This window comes from Corallococcus sp. AB045, assembly GCF_003668895.1.
Lineage (GTDB): Bacteria > Myxococcota > Myxococcia > Myxococcales > Myxococcaceae > Corallococcus > Corallococcus coralloides.
On record NZ_RAWN01000004.1, the window covers coordinates 1 to 15,375 of the forward strand.

Consider the following 15,375-nt stretch of genomic DNA (forward strand, 5'->3'; position numbering starts at 1 on the left):
ACTTCTACCAGTACGCGTGTGGCGGCTCGGGGGTGGGCTCCGCCGTCTTGCAGGCGGCGCCAAGGACACAGGAGGCGGCGAAGAGGGCCAGTCGCTTCAAAGCGTTCTCCAGCACGGACAAGGGGTGAGAATCCGGCGCGCATCAACCCCTGATGCGCGGGGGCATTCCAGCGTCAACTCATGCGCGTGTGACAGGGGCGCCGTCCGCTGTCCACCATTGAAGCAATGGCGTGGCCGCCAGAAACGACGACGCCCCACGAAACGCCCCTTCCGTGAAGAAGGGACGCTCCGGGGGCGCGCGCAGGACTCCAGGTGAAGCGAGAGGAGCGTCAGTCCTCCTTGCCGAGGATGCCGTCCTTCAGGCCGCTGTCCACGGGGTCCTTGCCCAGCCACACGGAGAAGAGCGCGTCCGCGAAGTCCTTGCCCTCCACGTCGATGGACTGGCCGCCCGTCACCTGCACGGTGGTGCCCTTGCCCGGCACGTAGGTGAGGTTGAGTTCCTGGCCCTCCTTCACCTCCGCGGGGATGGCGGCCTTGAAGGCGTCCAGGCGCGCCTGGAGCTTGGGCATGTTCGCGCCCGCGCTCTTCTTGAAGCCGTTCTCGATGGCCTCGGTGATCTGATCCTTCTTGAGGTCGCGCTTCATGAACATGCGCACGCGCTTCACTTCGTCCGCGTTGAGCAGCGCGGTGGCGTCCTGCGTGGGGTTCTCCACGTAGAGTCCCAGCGTGTAGACCTTGAAGATGGCCTTCTTGCGCAGGCCCACGCCGTTGAGCTTCAGCTCCTTGCCGGCCACGGTGGCGGTGTCCGGGTACTTCACACCCGCGATGTCCTTGGCCATGACGGGCGCGGCGAGGGTCAGCGACAGCAGCACGGCAGTCAGCGTCTTCTTCATGGGGAAAACCTCCGGGTCGGTTTCTGCGCGATGTTGGACGCAAACCTAGCCATGCGTCTTCACGAAAGGATCCATGAAGGACATCCGGGTCTTGACGTGCTGCGGCGAAACCGCCCGAAAGACAACAGGTTCTTCAGTGAAGGCGGGATGCCGGAGCCAGCACCAGGCCGTCCTTCGTGAAGCGCACGACCTCCGCGTGGAGGTCCGCGGCGGACATGCCGGTGGCCTGGACGACGGCCTCTTCGGACAGGCCCTCCACGGCCATCTTCAGCACCAGCAACGCGGGCGGAGTGGCCGCCATGAAGAAGGTCACCAGGCGCTCCGGGTGGCGCCAGAGCAGCGCCAGCTCCTCGCCTTCCGCCGGCACGCTCTCCGCGCCCCGGGCCCGCACGAACGCGCAGAGCTGGTAGGGATTCTCCAGCACCGTGAGCGTGGGGTTGGGCGTCAGGCGATCCACGGCGTCCGGGAGGTCCTCCTCGGAGGCGAACACCGCGAAGTCCGTCCACTCGAAGCGCGCGAGCGCGGGCAGGAATGGCGGCAGTCCCTTCTCGGCGGCGGCATCCGAGACGAAGGGCGCGAAGCCCTCGCCCAGGCGGTTGAGCTCGTAGTGCCGCGCGGGCCGCGTGCGGGTGTAGCCCTCCACCAGCGCGTCCCACGCTTCCGGCGTCACCGCCTTACGCGTCAGCGGGAAGAGCTTCTCCAGCGTGGAGCGCACGTGGCCGCGCACGAACTGGCCGTAGAGCGCCATGCGCTCCGGATCCACGTCCCAGCCGGGGTGCGATGCGGACAGCTTCAACAGCCCCTCCGCACCGGGCGGCCCGGCGAGGTACGCGTCCATGCTGTCGAAGAAGTGCTTCAGCGACGACTTCATCGCGCACCCTCCGCGAGCACTGCGCGCGCCTGATCCGCCTCGTCCAGCACGGCGTCCAGGGACGGAATGGCCTGGTCCCACTCAATCAACGTGGACACCGGTCCGGTGCGCTCCAGCGTGTAGCGGTACAGCGACCACACGTCGTCGCAGACGCGGTCTCCGTGCGTGTCGATGAGGACCGTCTCGCGCACGTCGTGGCCAGCCAGGTGCACCTGCACCACGCGCTCCAGGGGCAGCGCGTCCACGAAGGCGCGCGGGTCGTAGCCGTGGTTCCTCGCGTTGACCCAGACGTTGTTCACGTCCAGCAGCAGCCCGCAGTCCGAGGCCTCCACCACCTGGCGCAGGAAGTCCGCCTCCTTCAGCGTGCCGCCCGGCATGGCCGCGTAGTAGCTGGGGTTCTCCAGCAGGAAGGGACGCTCCACGCGCGCCATGACTTCGCGCACGCGCGGCACCACGTGCTCCACCGCGGCCTCCGTGAAGGGCAGCGGCAGCAGGTCATGCAGGTGCACGCCGCCCAGGCGCGAGTAGCACAGGTGGTCCGAGAAGAACGGCGCGTCCAGGCGCTTCACCAGCGCGGCCAGGCGGGTGACGTAGTCGTCATCCAGCGCGTCCGGTCCACCGATGTTGAGGCCCACGCCGTGCGGCAGCAGCGTCCAGCGCTCGCGGCACGCGTCCAGGGCGCGCTGGGAGCGGCCGCCCAGCGTGAGGAAGTTCTCCGGGATGATCTCCACCCAATCCAGTTCGCGCGGCGTGCGCGGCAGCGCTTCGTAGAAGTCGCGGCGCAACCCGATGCCCGCCCCCAGCGGCTTCAATCCATGGCGGTCTGTGTAGCGGGGGGACGGCATGCGGCGCTCCTCCTGGGGGTGGAAACAACACGGGCGGCAGGAAGGACTCTTCCCGCCGCCCGCGAGCCTGGGAGGAGACCTGTCACGCAGGCCCTCCCGGGGGATGACTACTTCTTGCCGCTGCAGGAGCCAGCGCCGCAGGAGCCGGCGCCACAGGAGCCCTCGGCGCCCTTCTCCGGGGCGGCGGCGGGAGCAGCACCCTCGGCGGCAGGGGCCGTGCTGGCCTCGGAGGCCTCGGGGGCGCCCGGCGACGCGGCGTGCACCTTGCTGCCCTCCGCCGCCTTGTTGGACGCGCAGCCGGTGGCCAGCGCGCCGAGGGACAGGGTGCCGACAACCGCCGCAAGAGCCTTGACGTTCATGTGTTGCTTCCTTTCGTACCGCTTGGGGGTGTGACTACGGGGGACTGACAACAATCGCTACGGCTTGAACTGCGTGGAGCCCCAGGCGTCGACCGTGACTTCGGCCCGCTCGCCCACCTTCAGCAGCAGCGCTTCGGTGCGCTGGATGCCGTAGGCCTCCAGGGGAATCTGGAACTTCGCGCGCACGCGCAAGAGCTCGCCCGCGGCGCGGTTCTTCGTCTCGGCCGTCTCCTGGAGGTACGTGGCCGTCACCTCCACGGGCTCCTCGCGCGTGACGCCGTGAATGGTGAAGGTGCCCTTCGTCTTCAGCACCACCGGCTTCGCGTTGGCGAGCGGCGCTGGCAGGGCCACGTCCTTGAACTCGAAGACGATGTCCGGGTGCTTCGCCGCGTCCAGCCAGCGGTCGTTCTGCAGGTGGCCGTCGCGCGTCTCGTTGCCCGTCTTGATGGACTTCACCGGCACCTGGAAGCGGCCGCTGGCCTTCTGGCCCTTCACGTCCACGCGGCCAGTGACCTGGTTGGACAGGCCGTTGATGACCTCCAGCGGCGCGTCCAGCACGAACATCACCGTGTCGCGGCTGTTCGGATCACGGAAGACGAAGTGCTTGTCTGCGGTGGCGGTGGGCTCGGCGGCGGACGCGGACAGCGACAGGGCGGCGGCGAGCATCAGGACGCTGCGGAACATGGCGGACCTCATCTACGGGAGCCGCGAACCTCGCGGGTGCATGCGATACGCGACAACCGGGAATCGGTTACGCCACGCTTCCTTTTCCAGGTGCTTACCTCGCGGCATTCGGGCTCCGTGCGACGTCCAGGTCCTCTCGCAACACACTGCCCGGCGCAGCATGGAGCGTGACGCCGCCTGGGTCAATTCGGACGCCCAGGCTCTCCAGCAAGGGGGCCAGTTCGGAGAAGGCGGGCTTCGGCAGATGGCGGGCGAGCAGCGCACCGAACAGCGGCTGGCCCGCGACCGTGTCCACGGCGTTGCCGAAGCTGGCGAGCGTCGCGGTGGGGCCGCGCGTGGCGAGCAGCTCCAGCACGTCCTCAAGCCGTGCGCGGCCTTCCGTCACGCGGCGCAGCTCCACGTCCAGGTGCAGCGCGAAGAGCGCGCCGGTCCAGTAGATGCCCATGTAGTTCCCCTCCTCGGCGACGACCTCCTTCATGGGGCGTGAGCCCGCGGCGGCCTGGCCTCGCGCGAAGCCGTTCGTCAGTTCCCGCCAGGTCTGCTCGGACGTCTGACGTTTGGAACGCGCACGTACGATCTCCGTGTAATAGGTGGCCAGCCCCTCGGAGAGCCAGGCCTCCCGGGGCACGAAGGCCGGATGCGTGAGGTGGAGCATCTCGTGGACGGCGACCCAGTCCTTCGCGAAGGACTCCACGGTGGCGTCCTGGCCCACGAGGATGGAGATGCTGGGCGGAGAGCTCCACAGGGTCATGCCGAATTCGCCGGGCGTGCTCTTGCCAGGCACGGGCACGAGGCGCACGGTGACGCGCGGATACGGGAAGGTCTTGCGCACCGTGCGCACTTCACGAGCGGCCTCCATGATCCACGTGCAGAGATTCCCTGCGGACAGGTGCGTGAAGCGGCCCAGCAGCGCGACCTCCAGCACGGACTCACCGACGTGCGCCGTGCACCGATTGCCGCCAAAGGCATGGAAGCCCGCGTCGATGAGGTCCGCGCCACGCAGGTGGTAGACGCCGTTGTCGTCGGGCTGCCAGGGCAGGAGCGCCTTCGCGCCGAACACCTTGATTTCCGCGCGCATGCCGGGCGTCACATGGCGAGGGGTCAGCAGATAGGCCTTGCCGGCCACGTGCCACGCGTCCCCCTCCCCCATGCCTCCAAACATGTGCCGGCCGCGCTCTCCCGGAGAGGAGACCAGTGGATAGCGGTAGCGGAGGACGGTCGTTCGACTGGGCAGGTTCAGCGCGCCATCCCTGGGGGTGATGTCGAACTGGTTGCCGTTGATGTCCGTGGCGATCACGGACGTCACCCGTCCCGGCTGACGAAAGAGGAACTGTGGCGGAAACGACCGCGAGGGGAAGACCTCCACGTTCAGGCCCGGCGTGGGGCTGCGCGTGTACGTGATGCGGTAGGAGAGGGGCGGTTCGTCCTCCCAGGGAGCCGGGGCTGGCAAGGACGCACACGCGCCCAGCGTGAACGCGAGCCCCAGGAGCCACGCGCGAGCCACCCACATCTTCATTGCGTCCACTTCGTCCCCACGGTCCGTTGTCGGCGCGCAAAGACTCCACGGCGGCTCCCCCGCCGTCCAGTGATCAGTGGGGCTTCTTCCGCGATGCGAGCGCACGGCGCTTCCGGGGTGGGGCCTTCTTCACCTCCCCTTCCACCGGAGCCCCCGCGACGAGCAGCGCGCGCGCCGCGTCCAATATCTCCCCCGCCAGCGACTGGGACGCGGTGGCGCGCGCGAGCGTCATCGCTCCGAAGCACAGCGCCACCGTGGCCAGCATCTGCTGCCGGGGCGTGGCGCCTTCGCGCGCAGGGAGGTGCGTCTGCGCCTGGCCCACCAGGTCCTCCAACCCCTGTCCGAACGCGGCCTGCACCTCCGGCGCCGCGCGCGTCAGGTCCGACAGGAGCGACGGCATCATGCAGGTCGTATCGCCCGTGTCCCGGTCGAACTGGTCCAGGTAGCGCCGCGCGAAGCGCCCCAGGAACTCCGTGCCCCGCGCCGCCTCCAGCCCCGCGAGCCAGGGCGTCCTGCGCGCCGTCATGAAGGCGCGCAGCGACTCCGCGAGCAGCGACTCCTTGGAGGTGAAGTGGGCGTAGAAGCCGCCCACCGTCAGGCCCGCGGCCCGCATCACCCGCTCCACGCTCGCACCGCTGAAGCCCTCCGCGCGGAACAGCTTCTCCGCCGCCGCGAGGATGCGCGCGTGCGTGGCCTGCTTGTGTTCAGCGGTGTAGCGCATCGCCCCTACTCCTTGCCGCCCGCGCCCGGCGGCCGGAACACCATGCACGTCGTGGTGCCGTGCGCGTAGAGCGTGCCCTTCTCGTCCACCAGCCGCCCCTGCGCCGTCGCTACGCGGCCACCCAGGTGGATGACCTCGCCCTTGCACAAGAGCTGTCCCGTGTCGTGCGCGATGCCCTTCACGTAGTTCACGTGAAGCTCCAGCGTCGTGTAGCCCGCGCCCACCGGCAGCATCGTGTGGATGGCGCACCCCATGGCGGAGTCCATCAGCGTCGCGGCCAGCCCGCCGTGCACCATGCCAATGGGGTTGTAGTGGTGCTCGCCCGGCTTCACCGCGAACACCACCCGGCCCTCCTCCACTTCCACCGGCGTGAAGCCCATCAGCTCCGCGATGGGCGGCGCCGGCAGCTCACCACGCTGGATGGCGCGCAGGTACTCCAGCCCCGACAGCTTCTTCGCCGCGGAGGCCCCCTCCCTCGGGTCCCCCCACGTCACCGTCCGCGTGCGCGGATTGTCTGCCTGCTCGCTCATCGGGGCTCCCTATCGCTTGAACTCATGGAAGGATGGTCATAATACCATCCCGTTCAACGAACAGGGTCAAGGAGTGCGCGATGGAACAGCGGCGCGTCGTCGTGACGGGAACGGGGCTCATCAGCCCTTGTGGCATCGGCGTGGAGAAGAGCTGGGACGCGCTGGTGAATGGCAAGAGCGGCGTGGGGCCCATCACCCTGTTCGACGCGAGCGCGCTGGACTGCCGCTTCGCCGGCGAGGTGAAGGGCTTCAACCCGGAGGACTACATCGAACGGCGCGAGGTGCGCCGCATGGACCGCTTCGCGCAGTTCGCGGTGGCCGCGTCGGACATGGCCCTCGAGGACTCCGGGCTGGTCATCACCGAGCAGAACGCGGAGCGCGTGGCGGCCATCATCGGCTCCGGCATCGGCGGACTCAGCAGCCTGGAGGAGACCCACCGCAAGGCGCTGGAGAAGGGGCCGGACCGCATCAGCTCCTTCTTCATCCTCCAGATGATCATCAACATGGCGCCCGGCTACATCTCCATGCGCCACGGCATCAAGGGCCCGTCCTGGTCCACCAACTCCGCGTGCTCCACCAGCGCGCACGCCATCGGAGAAGCGATGCGCGGCATCCAGCGCGGCGAGTTCGACGTGGCGCTGGCCGGCGGCGCGGAGGCCCCCATCTCCATGCTGGGCGTGGGCGGCTTCGCCGCGATGAAGGCCCTGTCCAACCGCAACGACGCGCCCCAGGCGGCAAGCCGCCCGTTCGACAAGGACCGCGACGGCTTCGTGCTCGCGGAAGGCGCGGCCATCCTCATCCTGGAGGAGTACGAGCACGCCCGCGCCCGGGGCGCCCGCATCCTCGCGGAGCTCACGGGTTATGGCGCCAGCTCCGACGCCTACCACGTCACCTCGCCCGCGCCCGGCCACGAGGGCGCCCAGCGCGCGATGAAGGCCTCCCTCAAGGATGCGCGCCTCAATCCCGCGGACATCGGCTACCTCAACGCCCACGGCACCTCGACGGACATCGGCGACCTCCTGGAGATGGAGGGCATCGCGAAGGTGTTCGGCGACGCGGCGAAGTCGCTCGCCATATCCTCCACCAAGTCCATGACGGGCCACATGAACGGCGCGGCCGGCGCCGCCGAGGCCGTCATCAGCATCCTCGCCCTCACCCGCGGCGTGCTGCCCCCCACCATCAACCTGGAGAATCAGGATCCGCGCATCCCGCTGGACTGCGTGCCCAACACCGCCCGCGAGGCGCGCGTGAACGCCGTCATGAGCAACTCCTTCGGCTTCGGCGGCACCAACGTCGCGCTCGTCTTCCAGCGACTCCCGGAAACGCGTTAATTCTCTGTAAAAAATCTGGCGCCCGTTTACTGACTTTTCCCCAGCCACGCCGCGCCGCGTCAGTCAAGGCTTGACAACGCGGTGCGCGAGCGCCACCGCCGCACACGGGGACTGCCTGAAAGCCCTGTGATTACATGGGATTACGTCCCTGCAAGGCCAGGGTGGGGGCAGTCAACCCTTCGCGCGTCGCCTGCGGGACAGCGCTGCGGCGATCCGAAAACGTTGATTGCAAATCGGTAAATCGGTTTGCAGAGTGGATCCAGAGACCCGGTGTCGGAGCGCGGCTCCTGACGCGGCCCACCGGGGGTTGGAGCCATGAACAACGACAACGCGCTGAACGCGAACGTGGGGCTGAAGCTTCGAGGCCTGCGCTTGCAACGCAACATCAAGCAGGCGGACGCCGCGAAGGACCTGGGTGTCTCGCCCGCGTACCTGAACCTCATCGAGAAGGGCAAGCGCGTGATGCCCTTCCCGCTGCTGTGGAAGGCGCTGCGCTACTTCGAACAGGACCCCGAGCAGTTCATGTCCACGCTGGGCGAAGGCCGCGTGGACGAGGCCCTGGCGAAGCTCTTGGATGAACCGCTGCTCAAGAGCCTGGACATCGACTCGGAGTCGCTCCAGTCGCTGTCCGCGGAGCCGAAGCTGGCCGGCACCGTCGCCGCGCTGTTCAACCTCTACAAGAACACGCGCACGCAGCTGGAGAACGTGCTCGCGCAGCTCAACGTGGAGGAGCGCACGCGCACGCAGGGCTCCACCTCCGGGCTGGGCAGCACGCCGGGCGTGCGCTTCGACTACTCGCCCTTCGACGAGGTCAGCGACTTCCTGGAGAAGCACCGCAACTACTTCCCGGAGCTGGAGGAGCAGGCGGAAGGGCTGCGCCGCGACTTCCGCCTGGAGCAGCAGCTCACCAGCAGCAACATCATCCGCATGCTGGAGGAGCGATTCGACTTCAAGGTGCAGATTGAACGCGCGGCCAGCGGTTCGTCCGTGGTGCGCCGGTTGGATCTGGACACGCGCACGCTCACGCTGTCGCCGGACCTCACGGAGCAGCCGCTGAAGTTCCAGGTGGCCGCGTCCATTGGCCTGATGGTGATGGACCGCGAGAAGCTGGTGGAGCGCATCCTGGGAGCCGGGCGCATGCGCCACGGCGAGACGGAGCGCCTCATCAAGGTCAACCTGGCGAACTACTTCGCCGGTGCGCTGATGCTGCCCTACGGCGAGTTCTTCAAGGAGGTGCAGCGCACGCGCTACGACGTGGAGCTGCTCTCCAACATCTTCGGCACCACCTACGAGACGGTGGCCCACCGCATCTGCAACCTGTCCGACCCCAAGCGCCAGGGACTGCCCTTCCACTTCCTGCGCGCGGACATCGCGGGGAACATCTCCAAGCGCTACAGCGGCACCGGCATCCGCTTCGCGTCCGGCGGCGGCTCCTGCGCGAAGTGGGCGGTGCACCTGGCGTTCCTCAACCCGTCCCAGATTACGCGGCAGTACTCCATCATGCCGGACGGCACGACGTACTTCTGCTTCGCGAAGGTGCAGCTGCAGCCCATTGAAGGCTCCATCGTGAAGGGCACGGCGTACTCCATCGGCCTGGGCACGCACGCGGAGAACGCGAAGTACCTGGCGTACGGCCTGCCCACCAACGACCTGCGCAAGGACGCCATCCCCAGCGGCATCTCCTGCCGCTTCTGCGAGCGCACGGACTGCAACCAGCGCGCGGCGGCCAGCTACCGCTTCGCGTTCGCCTTCGACGAGTACACAAAGAAGGACTGCTTCTTCTCCCCGCTGCTGGTCCACGAGAAGGAGAAGGCCGAGCGCAACGGAAACGCCGAGCCCGATGGCAACGGCGCTGAAGGGGGCGAGAAGCACGATTCGCTGGACAGGGGCGCCCGGCGCCGCAAGGTTCACGAGAACTGACATGCACCCGTCCGACAACGAACGCGCCCACATCACAGACGCCATCCAGAAGCAGAAGAACGCGCTCGCCCCGCTGCGCATCACCGGCTCGCCCTCCGAGGTGGGCCAGGGGCTGGTGGCGCTGGCGGAGCTGTACGGGATGCTGGAGGACCACGCGGCGAGCCGCGAGCACTACGAGGAGGCCTTCGGCTTCTTCAAGACCGCGGGCAACAAGCCCGGCCAGGCGCAGGCGCTCTTCGGCCTGGGCGTGGTGAAGGCCTACTTCGAGGATCACAAGGGCGCCATCGAGCACATGGCCACCGCCGCCCTGCTCTTCAACGAGGCGCGCGACCGCGAGGGCGAGGCGCTCACCCGCGCCTGCATCGGCGAGTCCCTGCGCGCCATGGGCGAGGCCGACGGCGCCGAGGAGAAGTACCAGGAGGCGCTCATCCTCTACCGCCAGACGCGCAACACCGAGCGCATCGCGCGGCTGCTGCTGGACATTGGCGATTTGCGCATGGCCAAGGGCGAGTACGAGCCCGCCCGCAAGCGCTTCCTGGAGGCCGTGCCGCTGCTGGAGCAGGGTGAGGACGCGGAGGCGCTCGCGCTGGGGCACCTGCTGCTGGGCGAGTCCGAGGGTCTGCTGGGCCACCACGACAACGCGCGGCCGCACCTGTTGCGCGCGGTGGACGTGTACGGCGAGCTGCACGACCACGTCTACGAAGCCCGCGCGCGCTGGGACCTGGGGCTGTCCTGCTACTACCTCCAGGACTACGCCGCGGCCCGCGAGCAGTTCGAGTCAGTGCTGCCCATGTACGAGGACCTGAAGCAGCACGATGAAGTGGCGAAGGTGAAGAACGTCCTCGCGCACTTCGCCGCGCGCGGCGTGTAGCCCCGCGCGCGGTCTTACTCGCGTCTGACGCCTCTTCAGGCCTGGAAGCCCGCGCCCACCGCCAGCGCGAGCAACCCGATGACACCCGCGGCGATGGCGGCGTAACGCCACTCGCCGCGCAGGCCCAGCAGCGTTCCCGCCATCGCCAGCCGCGCCACCGGCGTCACCAGCAGCATGGACGCCGCGCCCTTGCGCAACAGGTCGATGGCCACGTGCACGGACTCGTCGCGCGGCAGCAACTCCAGCACGAGCGACGTGACGAACATGCAGCCACTGGTGATGGCCCCGGTGCGCAGCATGCGGGCAATCCATCGCTCTCCGGCGGCGAGCCTCCTGGCCCCCCGGCGCTCACGTGGGAGCACCTCCGGTTGGGTGATGGGTTCCCGCGGGAGCTCCTCGTGGAACTCCGCGTCCAACGCCACCGACGTCGCCTGCACGTTGCGACGTGGGGGTCCTGCCTCCGGCACCATCATCGACGGATGGACACCGGGTGGTTCAGGCTCCGCTTCACTCATTTCCATACGCTCGGCCACAGCCCCTCCCCTCCCTTCCACAACATCTGTCCGGCCACAATCAACAGGACCGCCGCGAAGAGCTTCTTGAGCACCGCGGTCGGGGTCCTCAGCATCAGCTTGCTGCCCACGGACGCGCCGCCCAGCACCCCTACGACCAACGGCGCCACGAGCCCGAGATTCAATTGGCCGCGCCACGCGTAGGCCGCGACGCTGGCGGCCCCGGTGACACCCACCATCAGGTTGCTGGTGGCGCTGGCCACCTTGAAGGGCACGCGCATGCCGTAGGTCATCAGCGGCACCTTCAGCGGGCCGCCGCCCACGCCCAAGAGCGCGGACAGCCCACCCGCCACGAAGGAGCCGGAGATGCCCAGCGGGTAGTTGCCGGGCTCGTAGTTGGCCGCCGTCGCCGGCTCCTGGACGGGGCGGCGCATGAGCAGCATCTGCAGCGCGACGAAGAGCGTGAAGAGGCCGAACACCACGGCCACCATCGCCTCCGCGACAAAGGCCGCCACCAGCCCCCCGACGATGGCGCCCATCACCGTGGCCAGCTCCAGGGTGAGCCCCAGCCGCAGGTCACTCAGTTTGTTCTCCACGTAGCTGGCGGCGGCGGCGCAGGAGTTGGCCACCACGCACATCAGGCTCGCGGGGACGGCCTGCTCCAGCGGGATTCCGAATCCCAACACCAGCACCGGCACCAGGACGATGCCGCCCCCGATGCCCAGGAGCGCCCCCAGCCCACCCGCCAACACACCCGCCGCCATGAGGAGCAAGACCGTCATTCCCTATCGAGGATAGGAGGCACTCCCCGCTTCGGATAGCGCCACGCCCTGGAGGGCAACCTGCTCGATCGGTTGGATGCCCTGCACGCGGACACGGCCCTGCGACGCGGGCCGTGAGCATCCGTTCACTACGCGGCGGTGGCGCCCAGCGTGCCCTCTGGAAACTCCTCCAGGAAGCGCGCGCGTGTGCGCGGCGTGTAGGTGCCGCGCGCCATGTAGCCGTGCAGTCTGCGAATCAGCCCGCGCGTCACTTCCAGCGCGGCGTCCAGTTCCACCGCGAAGTCGAAGTGATCATTGCGGTACAGCTCCTGGAAGGAGAGCTGCGAGTACGCCGGGAGCGCCCGCATGCGGCCCAGCGGACTGGAGAGGAAGAGCCCGGAGACGTAGAGCCCGCGCACCCAGCCATCCAGCTCCGCCTTGGTGGGGGCCTGTCCCACGCGGTCCTGCGACGCCAGGCGCACCAGCTCGTAGATGCCCCGGCCAATGCCTCGCAGCGGGATGCCGGAGCTCTTCACCACCTGGAACTTCTCGCGGATGCGGGCGGTGCCCACGCCATCCGTGCCGTCCTGCTGGCGCAGGAAGAAGAGCGTCTGGGCCCACTCCACCTGACGCCGTGCGTCCCAGGCCCGCTCGCCCTTGCGGCGGTGGCGCAGCACCAGCTGGTCCACCAGCGGGTGGAGGCGCCGGTCCAGGCTCAGGTGCATGAAATACCCCGCGAGGATGGCCAGGCCCGCCTCCGTGCCCACGAGGGCGCCGGAGGCGACGAGCTCCGCCATCTTCAGGCCCAGGCCCACCGGGGCGCGCTCGTGGTACAGCCGCGCGAAGTGGGGCCAGCCGGCCTCCGGCTGCATCATCACCCCCAGGCCCCCGCGCACGCCGGCGCACAGCGGCAGGTCCGGCAGCGCCGCGCCAAAGCGCGCGTACGGCAGGTCCTCGGACAGCGCACGCACCCAGTCGGAGGGGAGCCCGTCCGGGTGGGCCGCCAACCGTTCGATGGCCGTCAGATGCAGCAACAGGGTGGGCATTGGGAGTGCACAGCTATCCAGCGCGCCGGGGCATTGCAATGCCCGAGTGGCAACCAGCGCTTTGCGAGCAACACGCGGCGCGTCTACAGTCACGCCCCTCGGATCACCCCCTCCCTCTGTCCAGGAGTCCAAGTCGCCATGCAATTCAGTCTCGTCTCCGGTGAAGCCGCGCCGGTGAGCGGTGAGCTGCTCGTCATCCCCCTCTTCGAGGGCGAGCTGGGTGATTCCGCCCCCGCGCCGCTGACGGCCGCGGATTCGGCGCTGGACGGCAAGCTGCGCGCCGCCGCCACCCAGGAGGGCTTCAAGGGCAAGGTGGACCAGTCCTTCCTGGTGCACACCCTGGGGAAGCTGGGTGCGGACCGCGTCCTCTTGCTGGGCCTGGGCAACCGCGCGCGCTTCCAGCCGGAGGTGCTGCGGCTGGCCGCGGGCCGCGCGGCGAAGACGGCGCAGCGGCTGAAGTCCACCGCCATCGGCTTCCGCGTGCCCGCCACGGACGACGCGGCGCTGGCCGTGCGCGCGGTGGTGGAGGGCCTGGAGCTGGGTGTCTACCGCTTCGACAAGTACAAGTCCTCCGCGCGCGAGGACAAGGGCAGCCCCAAGCTGAACCGCGCCACGCTGTCCCTGCCGGAGGGCACGGAGAAGTCGCGCGCGCTGGACGACGCGCTCCACCTGGGCCTGAAGCTGGCGGAGGCCGTCAACTGGGCGCGCGACCTGGTCAACGAGCCCCCCAACGTGGTGACGCCCACGAAGCTGGCGCAGGCCGCGCAGCAGGCCGCCAAGGAGGGCGGGCTCACGGCGGAGATTGGCGGGCGCAAGGAGATTGAACGCCTGAACATGGGCATGTTCCTGGGCGTCACCGCCGGCAGCGTGCAGGAGCCGCGGCTCATCCATCTGGTCTACACGCCGAAGAACACGAAGGACGCGAAGCGCGCCCCGCTGGCGCTGGTGGGCAAGGCCATCACGTTCGACTCGGGCGGCCTGTCGCTCAAGCCCACCGAGGGCATGGTGGAGATGAAGACGGACATGGCCGGGTCCGCCGCGGTGCTGGCCGCGATGAAGGTCATCGGTTCCGTGGTGAAGCCGCCCTTCCCCGTGCACGCCTTCATCGGCGCGTGCGAGAACATGCCGTCCGGCACGGCGTACAAGCCGGGTGACATCCTCACCGCGCGCTCCGGCAAGACGGTGGAGATCACCAACACGGACGCGGAAGGCCGCCTGGTGCTGGGTGACATGCTCACCTGGGCCGGCGAGCACGAGCCGTCCGCCATCATCGACCTGGCGACGCTCACGGGCGCGTGCATGGTGGCGCTGGGCAGCTACATCGTGGGCGCCTTCGGCGACGACGACGACACGGTGAACAGCGTGCTCACCGCCGCGCGCGCCGCGGGCGAGGAGATGTGGCGCCTGCCCGTCAGCGACCTGCAGAAGGACGCGCTGCGCTCGGAAGTGGCGGACATGAAGAACTCCGGCGAGCGCTGGGGCGGCGCCATCAACGCGGCCCTCTTCCTCAAGGAGTTCGTGGGCGACACGCCCTGGGTGCACCTGGATATCGCCGGTCCGTCCAACAGCCCCAAGGAGCGCGGCTACCTCAACAAGGGCGGCACGGGCGTAGGCGCGCGCACGCTGGTGGAGCTGGTGCGCCAGCAGGCCGCGCGCATCGCCTCGCAGCCGGAGCCCACCAGGGCCGAGGCGCCCGCGAAGGCCCCGAAGGCCGCCAAGGCTTCGAAGGCCGCCAGGGGCAAGCCGGCCCGCGCGTAGTCCCCGTGGAACCTCCGGGCCCCGCGTGGGGCCTCGGGGCCCGGTTGCTCGCGCCGGCTAGCGCGGGTCGCCGGGCTCCTTCTCAGGCGCGCGGGGTCCCCGCACCGCCACGCTCGGCTCCGGGAGTGGACGGACGCCCGCCATCAGGGCGTCCACGCTCTCCGTGATGCCAGCGGTGGCATCCGTGGGCCAGGTGGCCAGCATCATCAACACGCGGCCGGAGTTGCCCTCGCGCACGGCCACCTTGCCGCGCACGCCCTCCCCCACCTGGAAGTCGAACCCCACCGCATTGTCCGACAGCGCGATGGGCTGCGGATCCGTGGTGGTGAAGCCCGGCTGCTGGCGCAGCCCCTGCGTCAGCCGCTCCGCGAACTGCACGGGCGTGGCCACGCCGGGCGCCACCTGCAGCACCACCTGCGCGCCCGTCACGCGGTGGCGCAGGATGACGGGAATCGCCAGCCCCTCCGGGGTGCGCTCGTTCGTCTCATCCAGCTGCCACTCCGCCGTGGGCCGGATGATTTCGAAGCCCAGGTCCTCGTCCACGTAGCGCCGCGTGGTGGACGCGACCGCGGACTCGTCCGACGCCGCTCCGGAACCGCCCGTGCCGGGCTCCGCCTTCGTCACCGCCGTCCGGGACGCGCCACACGCCGTGCTCAGCAGAAGCACTCCCCAACCCAACATCCGCATCGCGCCCATGTCGCTCGTCCCCCGCCAGCCGCCAGCCGTGGGGAGGAACGTGGACACCCACCTCCGGGCC

16 protein-coding genes are annotated in these 15,375 nt (G+C 69.3%); 4 read left to right on the top strand and 12 right to left on the bottom strand.

Going from position 1 to position 15,375, the window contains the following annotated elements; genetic code table 11:
• Positions 1 to 329: 329 nt before the first annotated feature.
• From D7Y21_RS01400 to D7Y21_RS01435, 8 genes are all read right to left on the bottom strand, one after another.
• The gene (locus tag D7Y21_RS01400; protein ID WP_120564097.1) at positions 330 to 893 is read right to left on the bottom strand and encodes a chalcone isomerase family protein; all 564 of its coding nucleotides are present in this window, start codon (positions 891 to 893) and stop codon (positions 330 to 332) included.
• A gap of 133 nt (positions 894 to 1,026) precedes the next feature.
• Entirely contained in the window at positions 1,027 to 1,764 is a 738-nt protein-coding gene (locus D7Y21_RS01405) for a DUF2063 domain-containing protein (protein ID WP_121710757.1), read from the bottom strand.
• Positions 1,761 to 2,609 (bottom strand): DUF692 domain-containing protein, encoded by an 849-nt coding sequence (locus D7Y21_RS01410; RefSeq protein ID WP_120564095.1) that lies wholly within the window; start codon positions 2,607 to 2,609, stop codon positions 1,761 to 1,763. Before D7Y21_RS01410 ends, D7Y21_RS01405 begins: the two co-directional genes overlap by 4 nt.
• Positions 2,610 to 2,716: 107 nt before the next feature.
• Positions 2,717 to 2,968: a hypothetical protein gene (locus D7Y21_RS01415; protein WP_120564094.1), complete on the bottom strand. Its 252-nt coding sequence runs from the start codon at positions 2,966 to 2,968 to the stop codon at positions 2,717 to 2,719.
• A gap of 57 nt (positions 2,969 to 3,025) precedes the next feature.
• On the bottom strand, positions 3,026 to 3,652 hold the full coding sequence (locus D7Y21_RS01420) for a YceI family protein (protein WP_121710759.1): 627 nt from the start codon (positions 3,650 to 3,652) through the stop codon (positions 3,026 to 3,028).
• 94 nt (positions 3,653 to 3,746) lie between these two features.
• Positions 3,747 to 5,168, bottom strand: a complete 1,422-nt coding sequence (locus tag D7Y21_RS01425) for a hypothetical protein (protein WP_233611907.1) — start codon at positions 5,166 to 5,168, stop codon at positions 3,747 to 3,749.
• Positions 5,169 to 5,241: 73 nt separating this feature from the next.
• Positions 5,242 to 5,889, bottom strand: a complete 648-nt coding sequence (locus D7Y21_RS01430) for a TetR/AcrR family transcriptional regulator (RefSeq protein ID WP_121710761.1) — start codon at positions 5,887 to 5,889, stop codon at positions 5,242 to 5,244.
• Positions 5,890 to 5,894: 5 nt separating this feature from the next.
• Positions 5,895 to 6,419 (bottom strand): PaaI family thioesterase, encoded by a 525-nt coding sequence (locus tag D7Y21_RS01435; protein WP_120564091.1) that lies wholly within the window; start codon positions 6,417 to 6,419, stop codon positions 5,895 to 5,897.
• 80 nt (positions 6,420 to 6,499) lie between these two features.
• Here D7Y21_RS01435 and fabF point away from each other — a divergent pair, with 80 nt between their 5' ends.
• The 3 genes from fabF (at position 6,500) to D7Y21_RS01450 (ending at position 10,541) form a co-directional block, all read left to right on the top strand.
• Positions 6,500 to 7,750 carry a beta-ketoacyl-ACP synthase II gene (gene fabF, locus D7Y21_RS01440; RefSeq protein WP_120564090.1) on the top strand — a complete coding sequence of 417 codons (1,251 nt, stop codon included), beginning with the start codon at positions 6,500 to 6,502 and terminating at the stop codon, positions 7,748 to 7,750.
• Positions 7,751 to 8,065: 315 nt separating this feature from the next.
• Positions 8,066 to 9,670, top strand: coding sequence for a short-chain fatty acyl-CoA regulator family protein (locus tag D7Y21_RS01445; protein ID WP_121710763.1), 1,605 nt, complete (start codon positions 8,066 to 8,068; stop codon positions 9,668 to 9,670).
• Between the two features lies 1 nt (position 9,671).
• Positions 9,672 to 10,541 (top strand): tetratricopeptide repeat protein, encoded by an 870-nt coding sequence (locus tag D7Y21_RS01450; protein ID WP_121710765.1) that lies wholly within the window; start codon positions 9,672 to 9,674, stop codon positions 10,539 to 10,541.
• 35 nt (positions 10,542 to 10,576) lie between these two features.
• On the opposite strand, the gene D7Y21_RS01455 is transcribed toward D7Y21_RS01450, so the two are convergent.
• The 3 genes from D7Y21_RS01455 to D7Y21_RS01465 all read right to left on the bottom strand — a co-directional run bounded on the left by D7Y21_RS01455 (position 10,577) and on the right by D7Y21_RS01465 (position 12,860).
• Positions 10,577 to 11,056, bottom strand: coding sequence for a hypothetical protein (locus D7Y21_RS01455; protein WP_233611909.1), 480 nt, complete (start codon positions 11,054 to 11,056; stop codon positions 10,577 to 10,579).
• On the bottom strand, positions 11,053 to 11,835 hold the full coding sequence (locus D7Y21_RS01460) for a sulfite exporter TauE/SafE family protein (protein WP_120564086.1): 783 nt from the start codon (positions 11,833 to 11,835) through the stop codon (positions 11,053 to 11,055). Before D7Y21_RS01460 ends, D7Y21_RS01455 begins: the two co-directional genes overlap by 4 nt.
• Positions 11,836 to 11,963: 128 nt before the next feature.
• Positions 11,964 to 12,860 (bottom strand): hypothetical protein, encoded by an 897-nt coding sequence (locus D7Y21_RS01465; protein WP_121710769.1) that lies wholly within the window; start codon positions 12,858 to 12,860, stop codon positions 11,964 to 11,966.
• 138 nt (positions 12,861 to 12,998) lie between these two features.
• Between D7Y21_RS01465 and D7Y21_RS01470 the strand changes: the two genes are divergently transcribed.
• A complete protein-coding gene (locus tag D7Y21_RS01470; RefSeq protein ID WP_121710771.1) occupies positions 12,999 to 14,618 on the top strand; it encodes a leucyl aminopeptidase in 1,620 nt (539 codons plus the stop codon).
• A gap of 57 nt (positions 14,619 to 14,675) precedes the next feature.
• Here the strand turns inward: D7Y21_RS01470 and D7Y21_RS01475 are convergent, their stop codons facing one another.
• A complete protein-coding gene (locus D7Y21_RS01475; RefSeq protein WP_120564193.1) occupies positions 14,676 to 15,314 on the bottom strand; it encodes a hypothetical protein in 639 nt (212 codons plus the stop codon).
• Between the last annotated feature and the right edge of the window lie 61 nt (positions 15,315 to 15,375).

Coding starts and splice junctions, on each gene's coding strand:
- D7Y21_RS01400 (WP_120564097.1), bottom strand. CDS start 893: ATGAAGAAGACGCTGACTGCCGTGCTGCTGTCGCTGACCCTCGCCGCG.
- D7Y21_RS01405 (WP_121710757.1), bottom strand. CDS start 1,764: ATGAAGTCGTCGCTGAAGCACTTCTTCGACAGCATGGACGCGTACCTC.
- D7Y21_RS01410 (WP_120564095.1), bottom strand. CDS start 2,609: ATGCCGTCCCCCCGCTACACAGACCGCCATGGATTGAAGCCGCTGGGG.
- D7Y21_RS01415 (WP_120564094.1), bottom strand. CDS start 2,968: ATGAACGTCAAGGCTCTTGCGGCGGTTGTCGGCACCCTGTCCCTCGGC.
- D7Y21_RS01420 (WP_121710759.1), bottom strand. CDS start 3,652: ATGTTCCGCAGCGTCCTGATGCTCGCCGCCGCCCTGTCGCTGTCCGCG.
- D7Y21_RS01425 (WP_233611907.1), bottom strand. CDS start 5,168: ATGAAGATGTGGGTGGCTCGCGCGTGGCTCCTGGGGCTCGCGTTCACG.
- D7Y21_RS01430 (WP_121710761.1), bottom strand. CDS start 5,889: ATGCGCTACACCGCTGAACACAAGCAGGCCACGCACGCGCGCATCCTC.
- D7Y21_RS01435 (WP_120564091.1), bottom strand. CDS start 6,419: ATGAGCGAGCAGGCAGACAATCCGCGCACGCGGACGGTGACGTGGGGG.
- fabF (WP_120564090.1), top strand. CDS start 6,500: ATGGAACAGCGGCGCGTCGTCGTGACGGGAACGGGGCTCATCAGCCCT.
- D7Y21_RS01445 (WP_121710763.1), top strand. CDS start 8,066: ATGAACAACGACAACGCGCTGAACGCGAACGTGGGGCTGAAGCTTCGA.
- D7Y21_RS01450 (WP_121710765.1), top strand. CDS start 9,672: ATGCACCCGTCCGACAACGAACGCGCCCACATCACAGACGCCATCCAG.
- D7Y21_RS01455 (WP_233611909.1), bottom strand. CDS start 11,056: ATGAGTGAAGCGGAGCCTGAACCACCCGGTGTCCATCCGTCGATGATG.
- D7Y21_RS01460 (WP_120564086.1), bottom strand. CDS start 11,835: ATGACGGTCTTGCTCCTCATGGCGGCGGGTGTGTTGGCGGGTGGGCTG.
- D7Y21_RS01465 (WP_121710769.1), bottom strand. CDS start 12,860: ATGCCCACCCTGTTGCTGCATCTGACGGCCATCGAACGGTTGGCGGCC.
- D7Y21_RS01470 (WP_121710771.1), top strand. CDS start 12,999: ATGCAATTCAGTCTCGTCTCCGGTGAAGCCGCGCCGGTGAGCGGTGAG.
- D7Y21_RS01475 (WP_120564193.1), bottom strand. CDS start 15,314: ATGGGCGCGATGCGGATGTTGGGTTGGGGAGTGCTTCTGCTGAGCACG.